The organism is Pyxidicoccus sp. MSG2 (assembly GCF_026626705.1).
Classification (GTDB): domain Bacteria; phylum Myxococcota; class Myxococcia; order Myxococcales; family Myxococcaceae; genus Myxococcus.
The window spans coordinates 2,107,819-2,125,354 of sequence record NZ_JAPNKC010000001.1 but is presented as its reverse complement, the minus strand read 5'-3'; the positions used below and the strand labels follow the sequence as shown (position 1 = coordinate 2,125,354).

Genomic DNA, 17,536 nt, shown 5'->3' with positions numbered 1-17,536 from the left:
GGGAGGTGTGAGCCATGAGTGATTCTCCGACGGATTCTCCACGCACGGGCGCCGGCCGCATCCGGGGCCTGGAGCAGGTGGACCGGCTGTCGGTGCCCCTGCCGCACGGCACCGAGGTGACGACGCGCGTGGAGCGCATGGCCTCGGGCGGGCGCCGCATCCCCCAGGGTGTGGTGGGCCGCGTGGTCCGCGCCCATGACGGCGGCTTCGACGTGCAGATTGTCGGCATGGGCGAGGTGTGGTTCGCGCGCGAGGAATTGGTGCCCCGGCGCGTGGGACAGGTGAACTTCGCCCGGCGCCGCGAGGCCGCGTGGAGCGCGCTGACGCCCTGCGTGGTGCTGGAGACGCGCGTGGGCAGCCATGCGTGGGGCCTGGCCAACGAGAACTCGGACGTGGATGTGCGCGGCGTGTTCGCCCTGCCGCTGGCGTGGACCTTCGGCTTGGTGGAAGCACCCATGGACCTGGTCAGCGCCGACGGCAGCACCACCTACTGGGAGGTGCGCAAGGCAGTGGAGCAGGCGCTGCGCGCGGACCCGAACACGCTGGAGACGCTCTTCGTCCCCGGCGCGAAGGCCACGGACGTGCTGGGCGAGTGGCTTCTCGCCGAGCGCGAGGCCTTCGTGTCCAAGGCCATCTTCGGCAGCTTCGGCCGGTACGCCATGAGCCAGCTCGACAAGCTCACCCGCAGCCAGCGGCTGGCCGAGCACCGCGATTTGCTCCTGGAGTGGCTGTGCGAGGAGCCCGCCCCGGACCTGGACGAGGTGGCGAAGCGGCTGGCCGCGGTGTCTCCGCGCAGCGCGCCGACGCAGCAGGACGCCCTGCTGGCGGCGAAGACGTACGTGAAGCAGCTCTACCGCTCGCTGTGGGACCAGGGTCTCCTGACGGCCAACGACTTCGCGGCGCTCACTGCGTACGCACGGGGCGGCGGGCAGCGGCCTCCGTCCGCACGCGAGTTGCGGCCGAAGAACGCCTACAACCTGCTGCGGCTGGTGGCCACTGCCACCGGGTGGCTGCGGGAAGGCACGCCCACGTTCGAGGCGTCGGGTGCGCTGAAGGCGCGGCTGCTGGACATCAAGGCGGGCCGCGTGCCGCTGGAGGACGTGCTGCGCGACGCGGAGGCCATGGCCCCGGACCTGGAGGCGGCGCACCGCGAGAGCAAGCTGCCGGAGCACCCGGACTATGAGCGGGCGGACCGGCTGCTGCGGCGCGTGGGAGACGAGGTGGCGCGGCGCTGGGTGCTGAAGGAGCCCGGCCCGCTGGGACGAGACGCACCAGAGGCCCCGGCCATGGAGTGGAGGGATGCGGAATGAAGGGCACGCTGAAGGAACATGAGCGGGTGGTGGCGGACCGGGTGCTCGACGAGGAGTCGGCGAAGCGCGAGCACCTCGTCATCGCCCTGTCCGGGGCGCATGCGTATGGCTTTCCCTCTCCCGACAGTGACCTGGACCTGAAGTCCATCCACGTCGTCCCCACCGCGACGCTGCTCGGCCTCCAGCCGAAGCACATCACCGCCGAGCGGCTTCAAGTGGTGGACGGCGTCGAGGTGGACTACTCGTCCAACGAGCTGCAGCCGGTGCTCCAGGGCATCCTGCAAGGCAACGGCAACTACATCGAGCGCGTGCTGGGCGCCATCTGCGTGCGCGCCTCGCCGGAGTTGGAGGGGCTCAAGCCCCACGTGCGCGCCGTGTTGTCGCGCCGGGTGCACCGGCACTACCGGGGCTTCGCCTACGGCCAGTTGCGCGAGTGGGAGAAGAGCGGCTTCAAGTCCGCCAAGAAGCTGCTCTATGTCCTGCGCACCACGCTGACGGGCACGCACGCGCTGCGCACCGGCACCGTGGAGACGGACGTCACCGAGCTGCTCGACCTGTATGGCTTCTCGGAGGCGCACGCGCTGGTGGAGCAGAAGAAGCGCGGAGAGAAGAGCGAGCTTCCGGATGAGCTGAGCCAGAAGTGGCGCGCCGAGGTGACGCGCTCCTTCGAGGTGCTCGACGCGGCCCTGGCGGAGTCCGTGCTGCCGGAGGACCCGCCCGAGGCCGCCGTCGACGCCCTGGAGGCGTGGATGCTGGACCTGCGCCGTCGACGCTTCACGGCGTGAGTCGTCCACTCGCCGGAGCGCACCCGTGCAGGGGCGCTCCGGCGGTGAGGCGTCAGCCCGTCACTGGCAGGAGTACGTGTATGAGGCCGGCGTGCTCCACGTCCCATCCGGGTTGATGGCGCGCACCGTGTAGCCGCTGGCCGGGTACGTCGTCCCCCAGCAATCCCGCGCGCGAACATCGTTCCGGAATGCCGTGCCCAGGTCCCAGTTCCCCTTGCGGCGCAGCTTCTCGTACGCGGCCACGCGGTCCACGGCGTCAATCCACGTCGAGTCCGAGGCGAGCACGTCGCGGCGCTTCTCCAGGAACTTCTGCAGCCACGCATTCTCCGTGATGCCGTTGTACCCGATGACCGGCGCCACCTGCCCCGAGTTGCCCAGCGCCGTGTTGGCGGAGCGAATCATGCTCCGCGCGCCGGACTCGCCGTGGTTGATGAACGCGTCGTACAGCGCCGCCTTCGAGAGCGCCTGGGTGAGCCCCCACTTCGCGGCCTCGGTCATCGCCGGCGTGTAATAGAGCTTGTCGCTGATCTGGTCCTGGCAGCTCTTGAAGTCGGCGCGAGTGGTGGTGTTGTTGTAGCTGGTCGCCCAGTCCGCCCGCCAGTTGCCCACCGAGTCGAGCTCGGCCGTGGAGGCCTGGTCCTCGCCCGTGGACAGGAAGCGGTTGTTGATGGTGGTGAGCCCGGACATGTACTTCGCCATCAGGTTGCCGTTGGCCGCGCTGCGCAGGTTGACGTAGCACTGGATGACCTGGATGGCGTCGCCCGTCCCCGTGCAGAAGCCCGCGCGCCCATTCGTGTACCCGCGCCCGTCCTGGATGTTCTCCGAGTACGCGTAGTCGATGTTGGGCGTGTCGTTCTCCCAGATGCTCGTCAGGTCCTCCGACACCTTCTTCTGGTTGGCGCTCAGCCCGGTGCCCGTGGGAGGCGGGGTGCTTCCACAGCTCGGGTCGCTGATGCTCACGTTGGCGGCCGTGAAGGACGTGGACGACGACGTCGAGTAATAGAACGTGTAGGACGCATTCACGGCGACGGTCAGCCCGGACGTCCTCGAGTACGTGCACGTCGTGCCGCTCTGCGTGTGCGTCCAGCCCGGCTCGTCGTAATCACAGACGACGCCGCTGGGGACGCCGAAGGCGATGGTGGGGCTCGTCATCGCCGCCGTGCCGGTGTTCTTGAAGACGAGCGTGCCCCACCAGTCCGCGCCCACGTACGTGTTCGTGGTGATGACGTACGAGCAGGCCGCCAGCGCCTGCTGCTCCGTGAGCGGAATCGCCTTCGCCTCGCCCGTGTCCGGCGCGCAGCCCGTCAGGGCCGCCGCCACTCCCAGGAACACCGCTCCCCAGCTCCATTCCATTCGACGCTCTCGCATGTCCGGGTCCCTTTCCTGGCGCGAGGGTGAAAGGCAGATGCACTCGCGCCAGAACTGGAATACCAGAAATGCTTGGGCGCTTCAGGAGTGAGCGTTTTCGAGCCCGGACAGCGTGCGATTGCGCACCTTCAGCCACGCCTGCTGCCGGAAGAGGTACGTGGAGGTGACGCGGCGCCAGGTCCACACGTCGGGCAATTCCCACCACCGGGCGGGCGGTTTGAGCCCCTTGTCGCGTAGGTTTCCAATGCCGCGGTAGCCCACCCCATCGAGTCCGTAGGAGGTGTTGGACTCCAGCATGAGGACCTTGTCGGTGGCGGCGTGGTGGTCCACGACGAGGAAGGTGTGCCCCGAGCGCCACTGGTTGCGCCAGCCCTGCACCAGCGTCCACGGGTGGGGCGGCACGTCCGGGGACGGCGAGGGAATTCCCATGCCGCTCTCCACGGCGGCCGTCACGGGTGAGAAGTAGTCCTCCGAGGACGCAATCATCATCTGCCGGTGACGGCGCGAGTCCCACTCGAAGGCGCTGCCGTGCGCGTCGGAGAAGGCCTTCACCGTCAGGGCCTCCACGAAGGTGCAGCAGTTGTTCACCGCGGGCGGCGCCTGCGGGAGGGTGACGCCCGGAAGCACCCACGGGTAGCGCGCCTGGTCCAGTTCGTAGCGGAAGTCGCGGAACGCCCCGAGCAGCGACGTCAGCCGCGACTCGTCCACGGCGAGGGGCTCGACGCTGAACGAGAGCCGCGCCACGGCGGGAGGTTTCTCCAGGTCCAGGAGCCGGGCGTACTGCTGGGTGCGCCAGCGCGTACAGACCCACGTGTCGAGCGCGCCCAGGGTGGGCACCTCCAGCCGCGCGTAGTCGGTGTCGGGTGTCGGGAAGCTCCGTCGCTCCTCGAGCACATGGTAATCGCCCGGCTCGACGTAGCCCTCGAACTGCGAGTTCGTGTCCGGCTGGACGAAGCCGCGCAACCGGATGGGCAGACGTGCGACGCGATAGGTCTCCGCCATGAATGGCCTCCACGTGGAAGTTCACCGTCCAGCATCGCACGTGTCACCAGGACGCGGTGGCTGCCCATGCTGTGAAAGCCGTCACGGTGGGCTTCAGACGTGCGGCAGGTCCACACGGAGCGAGGCCCCGGCGGGGCGGTGGGTCCATTCCTGGAACGAGGCCTGGAACTCCTCCACCGTCCGGGCCAGCTCTCCTCGCGGGGCAGAGCGGGCGTCCAGGCCGATGATGAAGGGGCCCTCGGGTGAGGCCGGGGGCAGGGGCCGCGCGAAGACGCGACGGTCTCCCTCCAGCCGGTATACCAGCGCGGTGAGATGTCCGAGCACCCAGCCCGCGGCCACCTCGCGTGTCTCCGGAGTCGGTGCCTCGAGTGTGAGCACGAGCCGCGTGGGCAGCTCCTCGGCCAGCGGCTCGAAGAGGGCCTCCCAGGACTTCGGTGCCCCGTCGGCGCGTGCCTTCTCCACCAGGGTCCGGGCCCGGGTCAGCTCGTCGCGCAGCACGCGGAACGTCGAGCGCGACACGTTGCGCGCGGTGTTTCGCACCGGGGCCGCGGGCGCGATGACGGGCAGGAGGTCGCGCTTGCCGTCGGGCCGGTAGCGCGCCGTCTCGGGCGTGAGCGTCACCGGCTGTGGCCAGGGCCAGCGGGAGAACGTCTCGAAGAAGTGGACCAGCAGCGCCGCGTCGGAGCCCGTGTCCTCCTGTGGGGCTCGCGTACAGGCCCAGGCCGCCAGCACCGACCAGGACAGTCCGCCGATGTAGCCCAGGGCGTGGGAGTAGATGCCACGGGCCTTCGCCCAGGCCTTCACGGTGCGCAGGAGGGTGCGGAAGCGCTCGGGCCCGGCACCCGCGCGCGTCACCTCGTCGAGCAGGCGCTGCGTGTCCAGCAGGCCCAGCACGGAGCGCAGGCCCGCGGAGTCCAGTGCGTCGCCGTGCTGGGAGAGCAGCGTCTCGGGAGGGCAGGACGCCACGCCTTCCGGACGGCTCGCATAGGAGAGGTCGAAGCTCACTCCGCCCAGGGACAGCTTCACCAGGGGAATGGCGGCGTCGGCCACGAAGCGGCCGGAGGCGGAGGACTCCTGGGCCAATTCGTCGAGGAACGCGCGCGCGAAGTCCTCGCGGGACAGGTGCGCGGGGCCGATGGCCACCGCGTCCACGTCGCTGCCCGCGCCGTCCGTTCCGAGGAGGTACGAGCCATACGGGTGCAGCTCCGTCTCCACGCGCGCACAGAGCGCCTGGAGTCGCTCGACGGCGGCGGTGCGCGCTCGTCGGGCCCCGGAGGCGTCGGCGGCCTCGTGGGTGGACAGCACGGCGCGGAGGACTTCGTCCTCCTGGCGCGTGTGAGCAGGGCGCGCACGGCCCGCTTCCCGCGCGGTGCTCGCGGCCCGAGGCGATGCGGCCTGACCGCCCCCACTCGCGGCCGGGGTGCCTCGGCCGGGGCCGCCGTCCCTCCCTCCGAGCGGAAGCCTCCGCACGACTTCGAAGGGGGTGTCGCCCTTCCTGCGGATGATGCAGACGTCGCGTGCCTCGAAGGTGAGCGGGCGCCAGTGCTTCTCCCACCCGGCGAGCGTGCGTGCGATGTCGGCGGCGCTGGCGCGGGGAAGCTGTCCGACGGACAGGTGCGGCGTGAAGCCGCGCTCCGACTTGCGGCCCTGGTCGTCGCACTCGGGCATGGCCTGCTCCAGCGCCGCGTGCAGGGCCTTCAGCGCTCCGTGTGGCCGGTCCTCCGGGCGGAGCCAGGCGGTGACGTTGGCGCGGTGCTCGAAGTGGTGGAACCCGGTGAGCGTCACCTCGAACGGCTTCACGCCCAGGAGCGCTTCAGCGAGCAGGTCCTCCGCCTCGTCGAAGTACTCCTCCGGCAGGAAGGGGTAGAGCAGGGTGACGTGCGGCATCCACCGGTTGAACTTGGAGTCATGTTTCCGGCGCAGTGCCTGGATGGGCTCCCACACCGCGTCGGGCGGGATGAGCACCACCGCCGTGTGGTGCACGAGCGGCGCCTTGTGCGCGCGGACGGGGGCCGGAGTGGCGAGGGGCCGTGCCGCGGCGCCCCGGTGCAGGACGCAGCGCACGCCGAAGTGGTCCGAGGGGTAGAGCGCGTCTCCGGTCGGTCCCGGAGGCCCTTCCAGCGGGGACTCCCCGAAGAGACTCACGGCTTCCGGAACGAGCCGCCCCGAAGGGGAGCACACCAGCACCCGGTCCAGCCGCTGATTCCGGCCGGAGGTGGTCGTGAGCGCCGCGAGCGCGTTCCGCGAGGGGGCGTAGGTCTCTCCGCCCTCCGCGGGCCGCAGCATCGGCCATGCATCCACGAAGCCCGCCTGGGCGAAGGCGTTGAACTCGGGGTCGCCGTCGCCGAAGTTGAAGTCGCCCGCGAGCACCACGTCCTGTCCCGGGGTGGCGAGCGAGCGGGTCCACTCGGTGAGCGCCCGGACCTGGGCCGCCCGTGCGGCGCTTCCCGCGGCCGTGCGGTTGCTCGTCAGGTGTTGCGTGGCCACCCACAGCGGGCCGTCGCTCAGGGCCAGTTCGCCCGCGATGACCCGCTTGTCGCGCGAGAAGATGCGCTGGCTCAACGAGGCGAAGGGCCGCCGCGACAGGAGCAACTGCCCGGAGGGCGTCACCGTCGCCGCGCCTGGGCCATCCGAGAGCCAGTAGCGCTCGCGAACCCACGGCGCATCGAGCAGCGCGCGGAGGAAGGGAGGGGTGACCTCCTGCAATGCGATGACGTCCGCGTCGGTGTCGCGCAGCAGGGCGAGGACCGCGGGTGTCCTCCGCTCAGTGGCGAGCATCTCCCCGTCGTAGACATCGAACAGGACGTTGAGCGTGGTGACGGTGAGCCGCTCGGAGGCGGGAAGGGTTGCGGTGTCGGTCGCGGCGGAAGGGGAGGCCACCCACTCACGGGCCGCCGCATCGAAGCGGTACGCGGGGAGGGGAGTGAAGCGGGGCGCGGCTTCATGAGCCGCACCCGCACCGGCCGGTGGAGCTGCCGGGGCGGGCGCCTGCGTCTCCCGCGCCGGAGGTGTCACCGGCGCGGGCGGGGTGAGGGAGTCGAGCAGGTCGATGCGCTGCCTGCGGTCCCACACCACCTGGCGGCCGCGCTTGAAGTACCAGACGCGGTGCCAGGGAATCTCCCCGTCGGGGACGAACGCCTCGAAGGGCATCTCCTCCAGTTGTTCGAGGTGCGCGTCGTAGCCGATGGAGAACTCGCGCGCGTCGAGCCGCGGGTCCCAGCGGATGCGGTGGTACACCTCGCGGCTGGTCGTGAAGCGTTCCTGGGACATGGCGGCCACCGGAGGTGAGAAGTCAGGGAAGCGTACACGCGCGGGCCACCCGGAAACGGGGCCCTTCGCGTGCAGCCACCTGACGACGGCCCCCCTCCCGGGCTGACACAGGCCGCCAACCCGTCAGCGCTGCTCCGCCGGGCCTGGCCCTGGAGGCGCACCGGCCACCGGCGGGGTGGCGGGAGGCAGCACCTTCTCCGACTGCTTGAGGAGCCTGCCGAGCACGTTGTCCATCACCGAGCCCAACAGCCGGTCCGCGGAGAACCCGGCGGCAATCGCCAGCGCCACCATGGTGAAGAAGGCCGCCTTCCGCGTGCTCACGACGAGGTGGAGGATGGCGGGGTTGTTCGTGTCGGCGCCTCCCGTCCCCGTATCCCTGGCGGGTGGTCCGGCATCGGCGGGCGCGGGAGCCTCGGAAGGTTCCAGGGTACGGGCCTCAGTGGATTGCGCGGCGGGCGCCGAGACGCTGGCGGGCACCGAGGCATCGCGAGGAATCACCGCCAGCAGCAGGTTGGACTGCTCGAGGAAGAGGACCATCAGGGCCGCGAAGCCCCCGATGACGGGCTTCACCAGCAGGTGGTAGGCGAAGTATCGGCTCGTCGCTCCCGTCGCGACGACGAAGCGCTCCTTCGAGAGCATGTTGGAGAGGACGGCGCCCGCCGCTCCGGCGAGGCTGAGCAGGAGCATCCCCGTGGGGATGACCTGCTCGGGCCAGGTCCCCACCACGTCCGAGCGGAAGCCCTGGAACGCGAGGACGAACATCGCGAGCAGCAGCACCGTGCTGAGGACCTGGATGGCGACGTTGATGGAGAGTTGCCAGAACGTCTTGTCCCCCTGCCCGTTGATCACCCCCAGCGCCCCCCGCAGGACGTGGCGGCAGCGCGCCAGTTGTTCCTTGCTGGGAGCCGGGGAGGCAGCGGCTTCTCCCGGAGGCCGGCCCAGGCGGGAGAGCAGGCGGGTGCTCTGGGGCAGCGGGCCACCCCTGCCATCCGCTCCGAGCCAGAGCGTGCGGATGACGGAGTCCGTCACCCTCCGCTCGAACTGGTGCTGGATGTCCAGCGCCTGCGGCAGCAGCATGGCCGGGGGCATGACGAGCACCAGCAGGCCGTCCACCTCGTGGATGACTTCCCAGAAGGAGAAGGACCAGCGCCACCAGGCCTTGTCGATGCAGCGCCGCGCCACCTCCAGCTTCTGGCGGCACTGCTCCAGGGTGGCCCGGTCCTCGTTCGTCAAATCCACGCGCGCCTGACACAGCCTGAAGAGCGAGGCGTTGCTCTCCAGCTTGTTCCAGAGCAACTGGGTGGCCGAGCCGTGCCTGCTCCGCCGCCTTCGCAGACCGACGTGACTCAGGAGCGCGGGCAGCGGGTTCTCCGGAGGCGAGACGTCGGTGGCCGCCATGTCCAACACATGGGCATGGCGGCAACGCGCGACAACCCGCCCGGAGGGCTCAGGACGGACTCACGCCCGCCACGAGGTAGAAGCGGAACTCGCCCGAGTTCACCCCGTACGCCACGTCCACGCCCACCAGCGGCAGGATGACGTTGCGCAGGTACAGGCGCAGTCCGGCGCCCACGCCCTGGGCCAGCGTGGCGCCCTTGAGCCCTTCCTGCGCGTCCGGCAGGTAGCCGCGCACCACGCGCCCGTTGGCGTCCCGGAGCTGGCGGTCCTCGGGGATGTCCCGCCACAGCATCAGCCCCGTGTCGGAGAACCCGACGCCCCGGAAAGAGAGAGACCGCACCGTGAAGAGGGGGAAGTGGTACTCGGCGGTGAAGGACACCCGCGTGTCGCCGCGGAACTGACGGTGGAGGAAGCCGCGCAGCGAGTTGCCGCCCATCGTCAGCTCCTGGTGGAAGGGCAGGTCCATGCCGGCGACGGCCTCGCCCCGCAGCACCAGGTTGTGCTCGCCCACCAGCCGCAGGCCATGCCGGTACAGCAGGCCGAAGCGCCGGTAGGAGAACTCGCTCCATACGCCAGGGCCGGACACCTCGTACGAGGCCTCGATGTTGAGGCCCTCCATCACCGCATGCAGGTTCTGCCGCGTGTCCACGCCCACCATCAGCCGCAGCGACGTGTCCCGCTGGGACGGGCCCGTCGAGAAGGCCTCCTCCGTGACTTCCTCGTCGTCGCTCGGCGGCTTCGCGTCGATGCTCATCAGCCGGTACTTCGCGGCCGCGCGCACGCGCTCGAAGAGCATCACCCCCAGCTCCCCGGAGATGGACGCCGAGTTGAGGCGCGTGCTGCGCACCACCTCCGGGTCCTCCTGGCCCGCACCGGGCTCGTATTCGTCCACGCGGTCACTGCGAAGCTGACCCTCCAGGCTCAGCCGGAGCTGCGGCAGGCCGAAGAGGTTCGGGTCCAGGTAGCCGGCGAACAGGCCACTCTCCGCCGTGCTCACCTGTGCCGCCGCCGCGAACTTCTTGCTGCGGCCCCACAGGTTGTTCTCCGCGTACAGCACCCCGCCGCCGACGTTGGCCGCGGACAGCGCGAAGGTGGGCGCCACCACCCAGGAGGCCTTGTCCTCCACCTCCAGGATGAGGCGCACGTGGTCCGGCCCCGTGGGCTCGGTGCTCACGCGCACCTCCTGGAAGAGGCCCGTCGCCACCAGGCGCCGCTCCACCCGCGTCAGCTCCTCGGGGGTGAGGGTGTCGCCCGCGTCGATGCGCGCGTACGCCTGCACCGTCCCGGGCTTCGTCTTCTCCGGGCCGCGCACCACCACCTCGTCCACCACCTGCACCGGCCCCGTGTCCTGCGCTCCCGCGCGTGGCGCCAGCAGCCCCAGCACCAGGGCCACGCACCACGTCACCATTCTTCCGCTCACGTTTCTCGCCACGGCCTCCACCCTACCTCCAGACGCCGGCCCGCCGGACATCTGCTATGCCCTTCGTCATGATTTCACTCCTCCGCCACCTCCGGCGCCGGAGCCTGCTGCGCCGGCCCTTCCCGGCGGAGTGGCTGGCGTACCTCGACGCGCGGGTGCCCTTCTTCCGCACGCTGTCGCCCGCGCTGCGCGAGACGTTCCTGGACAAGCTCAAGGTCTTCGCCTGGGAGAAGGAGTTCATCGGGGCCGGGGGGCTCACCATCACCGACGAGATTCGCGTGGTGGTCTCCGCCACGGCGGTGCAGCTCGTGGTGCACCTGGACCTGTCCTATTACGACCGGCTCCGGGAGGTCATCGTCTATCCGGACGCCTTCAAGCTGCCGGACCGCACCGGCGTGGTGCTGGGCGAGGCGAAGCACTGGGGCTCCGTCATCCTCTCGTGGCAGGCGGTGCTGGCAGGCCTGCGCAACCCGGGCGACGGCCACGACACCGCCGCGCACGAGTTCGCCCACGTGCTGGACCGCGCGGACGGCGCCTTCGACGGGACGCCGAAGCTGCGGGCGTATTCGCACTACCGGGCGTGGGCCTCGGTGATGAGCGAGCACTTCCGGAAGCTCCAGGACGGGAGCAGCCAGGAGCGTCAGGTGCTGGACGACTACGGCGGCCTCAACGAGGCGGAGTTCTTCGCCGTGGCCACCGAGTCCTTCTTCGAGAAGCCCCGGCAGATGCGGGAGAAGACGCCGGATTTGTATGAGGAGCTGAAGCGCTTCTACGGTTGGGACCCGGCCACGGGCACCTGAAGTCCCGCGCGCCGCCCTCCGGGCTATGGTAGGCGACGGACAGCGGTGTGAACATTCTCCTGGAGGAGCATCTCAACATGTCCGCACCCGGCAGCACGGCTGCTTCCATGTTCATCGACCTGGAGCGCGAGGCGTGGCGGGCACTGCGTGCCTCGACTCCGCTGCCGCTCGCGTCGGCCGACCTCGAGGGCCTGCGTGGCCTGGGGGAGCAGCTGGACCTGGAAGAGGTGGTGGACGTCTACCTGCCGCTCTCCCGGCTGCTCAACCTCCAGGTCGCCGCGGCCCAGCGCCTGTGGGCGGACCAGCAGGCGTTCCTCGGAGGCTCGGCGCGGAAGGTGCCCTTCATCATCGCCATCGCCGGGAGCGTGGCGGTGGGCAAGAGCACGACGGCCCGCATCCTCCAGGCGCTGCTGGGGCGCTGGCCGGACCACCCGCGCGTGGAGTTGGTGACGACGGACGGCTTCCTGTTCCCCAACCGCATCCTCACCGAGCGCGGGCTGATGAAGCGCAAGGGCTTCCCGGAGAGCTATGACCGGCGCGGGCTGGTGCGCTTCCTCGCGGAGCTGAAGGCGGGGCGCGCGGAGGTGACGGCGCCGGTGTACTCGCACCTCGTCTATGACGTGGTCCCCGACGAGGCGAAAATCATTCGCCAGCCGGACATCCTCATCCTGGAGGGGCTCAACGTCCTTCAGTCGGGCCGCGTCGAGGGGAACCGGATGCCGGGCACGTTCCTCTCCGACTTCTTCGACTTCTCCATCTACGTGGACGCGCACGAGCAGGACATCCGTCACTGGTACGTGAATCGCTTCCTCCAGCTCCAGCAGACGGCGTTCCGCGACGAGCGCAGCTACTTCCGCCGCTTCTCCGAGCTCACCAAGGAGCAGGCCGTCGCGCTCGCCGAGTCCGTGTGGGCGGAAATCAACGGGCCCAACCTGGCGCAGAACATCGCGCCCACCCGTTCGCGCGCGCGGCTCATCCTCACCAAGGGGCCGGACCACAAGGTGAAGCGCGTGCGGCTGCGCAAGCAGTAGCCGCCCGCCGCTACCGAAGAGACGGGGGGCCCAGCACCGACTCCGGCACGGTGAAGCGCGCGCGCAGGCCATTCATCCGAATCTGGTCCAGCCACGCTCGGGCCTCCTGCACGCCCAGCCCCCGGCGCAGGAGGGTGAAGAAGAGGTGGCAGAACTCGTCCGGCAGGCTGTTGGCGAACGTCACCGGGTCGTCGTCGCCAATGGCCACCAGCACGGGGCCGCCCTCCGGCATGGGCTGGCCCGGCAGCGGCTGCAGGCGGAAGAGGGGGTGCTCCTCGAGGGAGACGTCTCCGATGAGCATGTTGCTGGAGGGGTTGGCCTCCACGGTGATGCCCAGCCGCGAGAAGAGCCGCCGCAGGAAGCGCTGGGCCTCGTGCAGCATCCGGCGCTCGGGGGCGTCCACCACCACCTCCTCTGGGAACTGCCCCCGGACGTAGATGCCCGGGTCCGTGAGGTAGAGGAAGAGCAAATCCCTCGCGCTCCCCGTGACGCGCGGGAGCGGGGCGTCGAGCATGAACGGGAAGCGCATCGTGTCCAGGAGGAACCCGGGGCTGTGGCGCAGCCGCCGGGCGAGGATGAGCTCCTCCACGTTCCGGTACGCGTCTCCGTAGATGGCGCGGGCCAGTCGGTCGATGCGGCCGTGCAGCCAGTCCACCCGTCCCGCCTCGCCCTGCATGTCGCCGGCGCGGTAGCGGGACAGCTCCCAGAGCAGGTCGTCCAGGAACTCCTCCCGGGGCTGCCAGATGGAGGGCGCCGTCAGGGCCCACTGCTCGGGGTCCAGCGCGAGCGCGAAGGCATGGCCCATCCGGTCTCCCGGCTGGAGCGCGCCGAACTCGAGCGGCTCGTGCATGCGGCGCAGCCCCTCCGCCAGCCGCCGGAAGTCCTCGCCCGCGTGCAGCGTCAGCCGGAAGGGCGGAATGCGCGCATGGGGGGCCAGCAGCCGGGCCGTCTCGCGCGAGGCCTCACGCAGGCGCTCGAAGAGCGGCAGGAAGACCCAGGTGGGGATGGCCAGCTCCAGGTTGCAGGTGTCCATGCCGCGCAGGTAGATGAGCAGCTCCGGATTGCGGCGCAGGGCACGCTCGATGGCCACCATCTCGTGGTGGCGCCGCCGGTAGTAGCTGCCGAAGCGGCAGCCGTAGACCATGTCGGTCGGGTCCGCGTGGCGCATCCTTCCGCTGCCCCGTGCTTCCCGGTCCTCCATCTTCACGAAGTGCAGCATCAGGCCCCGCTCGGGCGCGCCGTGGGCCGGGCCCGGGGCGGTGGCGATGTCCCGGATGAGCTGGCGGTTCAGGTGCCAGAGCCGCTCCGGCGCGGTGCGCACCTCGAGCGACTTGAGCGGCAGCCCGCGCGACTCCAGGGCGAGCGCCGAGCTCATCAACACCCGCGTGTCCATGTCCAGGCGCAGCGCGGAGATGCGCGCGTAGTGGATGGTGAACCAGTCCAGCCCGGCCGTCCCCGGCTGCTGGACGAGGTGGCGGTAGGTGAGGTTGCGGATGCGCTCGTACTGCCAGAAGAGCCGCGCGAAGTGTTCCTCGTTCGGGTGGTCCAGGATGAAGCCCAGCGCGCGGGCCGCCAGCCGCGTCTCTGGCAGCGAGCCCTGCCCCATGCTGAACCAGGCGTGGAGCGGGTCCGCGCTCCGGATGTCCTCCAGGCACTGGGGGCGCCGCGCGCTGGCATGCGGGCCGGGCCCCAGTGGCTGCTGCAGACGGCGGAGCACGGGACGCAGTTGCGTGCTGCCCACGGGGCCCCGTCCCTCCGCCAGCGCGGCCAGGGCCTTCAGGTGCAGCGTGGCATCCTGTCCCCGCGCGACGAGCTTCCTCACGAAGGGGATGAAGGCGGGCACCCCGTCCTGCTCCACCAGCCCCAGGTCCAGATGCCAGAGGAAGGAGGCCAGGGTGAGCCGCGCCAGTGCCGCGGTGACGAGCCAGTCCAGGAAGCTCCTCGGAGAGCCGAAGGGGACGCCGCCCCGGGAGCCGAGCTTCGAGGCCGGGGGCGCGCGCGGGCCGATGCGAGCCATGAGGTGGGTCCACAGCCACTCGAAGGGCACGGCCGCGCCCAGGTGCAGGTGGGCCTGGGCGATTCCCTCCTCCTGGAAGAAGTGCCCCAGGTGGGCCGTGCCCAGGCTGATGAAGTCCGTGGTGGGCTCGGTCCGGCTCGCCGCGGCGATGGCGGCGATGAACAGGTCCGGCGGGAGCACGAGGGAAATCCAGCGCCAGTGCTCCGCCAGCCGCTCGACGGACTGCTCGTCGCCGTGAATCAGCGTCACCTGGTGCCCGAGCGCGAGCAGGTGCTTGCGCGCGATGTGGAGCAGGATCGCCTCCAGGGGAATCTTCCGGGCCCCGTCCGCGGAGACCCGCACCGACAGCTCGAACCAGGCGTGCTCGCGAATCTGCCGGAGCACCTCCAGGGACAGCCCGCGCGAGATGGGCCGCAGCCGGTCGATGAGGGTGTCCGCGATTCGCTGTGAGTCACCGACATAGAGCCCGTGCGCGTTGCGCTCCAACGCGGACAGCGACAGCTCGAAGGACAGTGCGGACGCGAAGGGCCAGGACAGGACCTCCGCTTCGAGGTGGGGCGTGTTCGCGACGGTGGTCATGGCGCGGGCCCGTCGCTAGTGGTGGGCGTGGGTGGGGCGCGGGGCGGAAGGCGGCTTGCGGCGGGAGGGCTGCCGCGCTTCTGCTCGCTTTCGCGCTTCTGCTCTCCGCGGCGCTGCCGCTCGCCGGAGCTGCGCGTCGACCCTCCGCAGGAGCCGCTTCGCGCTGAGCTTCAGGTCTGGCGGCTTGGCTTCCTCCAGGGCCCGCTCGGCGCGAGTCAGCCGGGCGGCCTTCAGCTTGAGCGCCGGGGCCTGCTGCTTCTGCGTCTCGAGCAACGTGCGCCGGAGCTCAGCGACGATGTGCGGGGGAAGCCCCGATTCAGGCTCCGCCAGGAGGGGCAGCCGCTCGTCGAACCACTCCAGGAACGCCTGCTCATGCACGGTCCGCGACGCGTTCGACTCGAGGCTCTCGTGCGCGCGGGTGCAGTCCTCCAGCCGGTCCTGCCAGGCACCGGGCGCCTCCTCCGGCTCGCGGAGGTCCTGGTGTGCCCACAGGATGCCGCGCAGGAAGAGGGCGAGCAGTTCCTCCAGTTCCTGCCCCTGCTCCGTCTTCTTCTTCTTCCGCTTCTCCTTTCCCCGGGCCAGCGCGGCGCTCAGCCCCTGGTTCCAGTACGCGTTGAAGTACGCGGCATGTCTGGCGCCGACCCAGTCCGGCGTGGGCCAGCTGAACGGCACGTGAAGAACCCCGAAGGCGAACTCCACCGGAACGAGGACCCGCACGTGCGGGGCGACGAGCCCATCCAACTGGAACCGCCCTTCCAGCTCGGGTCGGCACTCCACCGCGTCCTCGGCGTCGGCCGCGACGTCGATGGCCAGGAGGAGCAACGCCGTCAGGTGGTCCGGGACTTCGCGTGGGAAGTCCCCGCGGACCTTCCAGGCGAAGTCGGTGGCGGTGCTGAACTCGTAGCGCAGGTTGACGTCCCGCAGCGCGCGGAGGTGACGGGAGTGGAGGTGGCCTCGCTGCCGGATGGGAGCGTTCAACGCCACCCGCAGCTTGTGCTTCCAGGTGCGGCCATCATCGCTGACGAGCGGGAACTGGACGGCATGCCGCAGGCCCCGGTCGGACAGGCGGGAGAAGGCCTGGTTCTCGATGGCGTCGTGCCAGAGGACATAGGCCAGCTCCGGCTGCGTCAGCTTCTCGTTCTTGGCGGTCTCCCTCACCAGGGCCTGCTCGAGGTTGCGCAGGCGCCGGAAGTACTGGGGAAGCGCCACCTGCAGGTGGGGATGGGCGTGGAACCGGCCCAGGAAGGCGCCGAGGTGCTTGTACTGGCCCCCTATCTTTTCCAGCCATTGCTCGACGGGCGGTTTCTCGCCGGGCTTCTCGTCGGATGTCGGCTCCGCATTGAACAGCGTCGCGTGGAGGAGGCGGAGGAGGTGATGGAGGCGCACGTCCGGCGCCAGGGACGCGAGCGAGAAGCGCTGTCCGGGAGGGATGACCCGGTCATACGCCTGCACGGCGAGCTCGTGCGCGGAGGGGCGCGCGTCCAGGGACTGGAACTCGCTGCGGTTGACGCCGCCGCTGCCGAGCCCTCCGCGCATCAGCCCGTGGCAGGAGACCCGGAGCATCTTGACGAACAGGCGGGACTGGCCCGTCAGCATGAACACGAGCTGCGGGTGCCAGAGGAAGCGCACCAGCTCCAGCACCTCCACGCAGCGGTTGGGGTTCATGTCCACGTCGTCGATGGGCAGCACCAGCCGCGCCTTGCCATCGATGGTGCGGGGGAATTGCTGGCGGGCGTACTTGACGACCGCGCTCACGAAGGCCCGCCACTTGACGACCACGTCGTGCCGGGAGCGCTCCGCCTGGGTGAGCTCCTCCGCGAAGGCCTCCGGGTCCAGGCCCCCCCGGCGCTGGTCGAGGTTGCTCTCCCACCCATAGGCGGCCGCCGTGGCGAACTCGCGCCAGGGCTTGCGCCACGGCGCCTCGTTCCGGGACTCGGGATGCCAGCTCGCGATGGGCTGCGGCGCCTCTCCCTCCAGCGTCCCGGTCGCGAGCTGTTCGAGCAGGCTCGCGAACTCGAAGATGCGGCTGGCAATCCAGGTCAGCAGGGACGCGCTCTGCGGGAGCGGCTGCAGGTCCAGGGGCTTGAGGGGGATGATCCACCCGGGGTGCGCGCCCGCGACCAGCGCGTCGTCGAAGGGCGTCCCCGCCAGGAGGTATCTGAGCGAGCGCTCCTTCTCCTTGTCGCCCGCTTCGCTCGGGCCGTCATTGCAGGCGGGCCGGTCGGCGCCCGGGTATTCGAGTCCCTCCATGAGGGAGCGGCGCCAGATTTCGAGCATCGTGAGCATCACGCTCGTCTTCCCGCTGCCGCGCCCGCCGTGGATGAGCAGGACGTTGGAGGGGCGCTGGAGGTCCGCCGCCTGCCAGGTGAAGGGGCCCTGCGCGGGGAGGCCGATGGGGGTGCTATCGACGAACCTGACCATCCATTGGTGGATGAGGCTGGCCACCTTCCGCTGCTCCTGGTCGAGCTCGCTCCAGCGAAAGGGCTGGGCCTCGGGGCGCGCCGTCGGAAGGACGGTCCTGTCCTGGTCTGCCATCGAGCCTCCCAGTCGCAAGCA

General features: G+C 70.4%; 11 protein-coding genes. 4 read left to right on the top strand and 7 right to left on the bottom strand.

The features are described from left to right. Nucleotides 1–14: 14 nt before the first annotated feature. On the top strand, nucleotides 15–1,310 hold the full coding sequence (locus OV427_RS07510; protein ID WP_267855420.1) for a DNA polymerase beta superfamily protein: 1,296 nt from the start codon (nucleotides 15–17) through the stop codon (nucleotides 1,308–1,310). Next, a complete protein-coding gene (locus OV427_RS07505) occupies nucleotides 1,307–2,095 on the top strand; it encodes a DNA polymerase beta superfamily protein (RefSeq protein WP_267855419.1) in 789 nt (262 codons plus the stop codon). The genes OV427_RS07510 and OV427_RS07505 overlap by 4 nt, the downstream gene beginning before the upstream one ends. A 60-nt stretch (nucleotides 2,096–2,155) precedes the next feature. Here the strand turns inward: OV427_RS07505 and OV427_RS07500 are convergent, their stop codons facing one another. The 5 genes from OV427_RS07500 to OV427_RS07480 form a co-directional block, all read right to left on the bottom strand. Continuing rightward, complete coding sequence (locus OV427_RS07500) at nucleotides 2,156–3,463, bottom strand: chitosanase (protein WP_267855418.1); 1,308 nt, start codon at nucleotides 3,461–3,463, stop codon at nucleotides 2,156–2,158. Nucleotides 3,464–3,544: 81 nt separating this feature from the next. Next, the gene (locus OV427_RS07495; protein ID WP_267855417.1) at nucleotides 3,545–4,465 is read right to left on the bottom strand and encodes a hypothetical protein; all 921 of its coding nucleotides are present in this window, start codon (nucleotides 4,463–4,465) and stop codon (nucleotides 3,545–3,547) included. Between the two features lie 93 nt (nucleotides 4,466–4,558). Continuing rightward, nucleotides 4,559–7,735, bottom strand: a complete 3,177-nt coding sequence (locus tag OV427_RS07490) for a poly(A) polymerase (RefSeq protein ID WP_267855416.1) — start codon at nucleotides 7,733–7,735, stop codon at nucleotides 4,559–4,561. 123 nt (nucleotides 7,736–7,858) lie between these two features. Continuing rightward, on the bottom strand, nucleotides 7,859–9,133 hold the full coding sequence (locus OV427_RS07485; RefSeq protein ID WP_267855415.1) for a hypothetical protein: 1,275 nt from the start codon (nucleotides 9,131–9,133) through the stop codon (nucleotides 7,859–7,861). Between the two features lie 49 nt (nucleotides 9,134–9,182). Then, the gene (locus OV427_RS07480; RefSeq protein ID WP_420718250.1) at nucleotides 9,183–10,553 is read right to left on the bottom strand and encodes a BamA/TamA family outer membrane protein; all 1,371 of its coding nucleotides are present in this window, start codon (nucleotides 10,551–10,553) and stop codon (nucleotides 9,183–9,185) included. Between the two features lie 68 nt (nucleotides 10,554–10,621). Between OV427_RS07480 and OV427_RS07475 the strand changes: the two genes are divergently transcribed. Both OV427_RS07475 and coaA read left to right on the top strand, forming a co-directional pair. Continuing rightward, the gene (locus OV427_RS07475) at nucleotides 10,622–11,353 is read left to right on the top strand and encodes a M90 family metallopeptidase (RefSeq protein WP_267855413.1); all 732 of its coding nucleotides are present in this window, start codon (nucleotides 10,622–10,624) and stop codon (nucleotides 11,351–11,353) included. A 77-nt stretch (nucleotides 11,354–11,430) separates the two neighbouring features. Next, a complete protein-coding gene (gene coaA, locus OV427_RS07470; RefSeq protein WP_267855412.1) occupies nucleotides 11,431–12,384 on the top strand; it encodes a type I pantothenate kinase in 954 nt (317 codons plus the stop codon). A gap of 10 nt (nucleotides 12,385–12,394) precedes the next feature. Here coaA and OV427_RS07465 read toward each other — a convergent pair whose 3' ends face one another. Further along, nucleotides 12,395–14,980 carry a hypothetical protein gene (locus OV427_RS07465; RefSeq protein ID WP_267855411.1) on the bottom strand — a complete coding sequence of 862 codons (2,586 nt, stop codon included), beginning with the start codon at nucleotides 14,978–14,980 and terminating at the stop codon, nucleotides 12,395–12,397. Nucleotides 14,981–14,995: 15 nt separating this feature from the next. Then, nucleotides 14,996–17,515, bottom strand: a complete 2,520-nt coding sequence (locus OV427_RS07460) for a hypothetical protein (RefSeq protein ID WP_267855410.1) — start codon at nucleotides 17,513–17,515, stop codon at nucleotides 14,996–14,998. Between the last annotated feature and the right edge of the window lie 21 nt (nucleotides 17,516–17,536).

Excerpts from the sequence above, each read along its gene's own strand:
- OV427_RS07495 (WP_267855417.1), bottom strand. The coding sequence starts at position 4,465 with ATGGCGGAGACCTATCGCGTCGCACGTCTGCCCATCCGGTTGCGCGGC.
- OV427_RS07505 (WP_267855419.1), top strand. The coding sequence starts at position 1,307 with ATGAAGGGCACGCTGAAGGAACATGAGCGGGTGGTGGCGGACCGGGTG.
- OV427_RS07475 (WP_267855413.1), top strand. The coding sequence starts at position 10,622 with ATGATTTCACTCCTCCGCCACCTCCGGCGCCGGAGCCTGCTGCGCCGG.
- OV427_RS07485 (WP_267855415.1), bottom strand. The coding sequence starts at position 9,133 with ATGGCGGCCACCGACGTCTCGCCTCCGGAGAACCCGCTGCCCGCGCTC.
- OV427_RS07460 (WP_267855410.1), bottom strand. The coding sequence starts at position 17,515 with ATGGCAGACCAGGACAGGACCGTCCTTCCGACGGCGCGCCCCGAGGCC.
- OV427_RS07510 (WP_267855420.1), top strand. The coding sequence starts at position 15 with ATGAGTGATTCTCCGACGGATTCTCCACGCACGGGCGCCGGCCGCATC.
- OV427_RS07500 (WP_267855418.1), bottom strand. The coding sequence starts at position 3,463 with ATGCGAGAGCGTCGAATGGAATGGAGCTGGGGAGCGGTGTTCCTGGGA.
- coaA (WP_267855412.1), top strand. The coding sequence starts at position 11,431 with ATGTCCGCACCCGGCAGCACGGCTGCTTCCATGTTCATCGACCTGGAG.
- OV427_RS07490 (WP_267855416.1), bottom strand. The coding sequence starts at position 7,735 with ATGTCCCAGGAACGCTTCACGACCAGCCGCGAGGTGTACCACCGCATC.
- OV427_RS07465 (WP_267855411.1), bottom strand. The coding sequence starts at position 14,980 with ATGACCACCGTCGCGAACACGCCCCACCTCGAAGCGGAGGTCCTGTCC.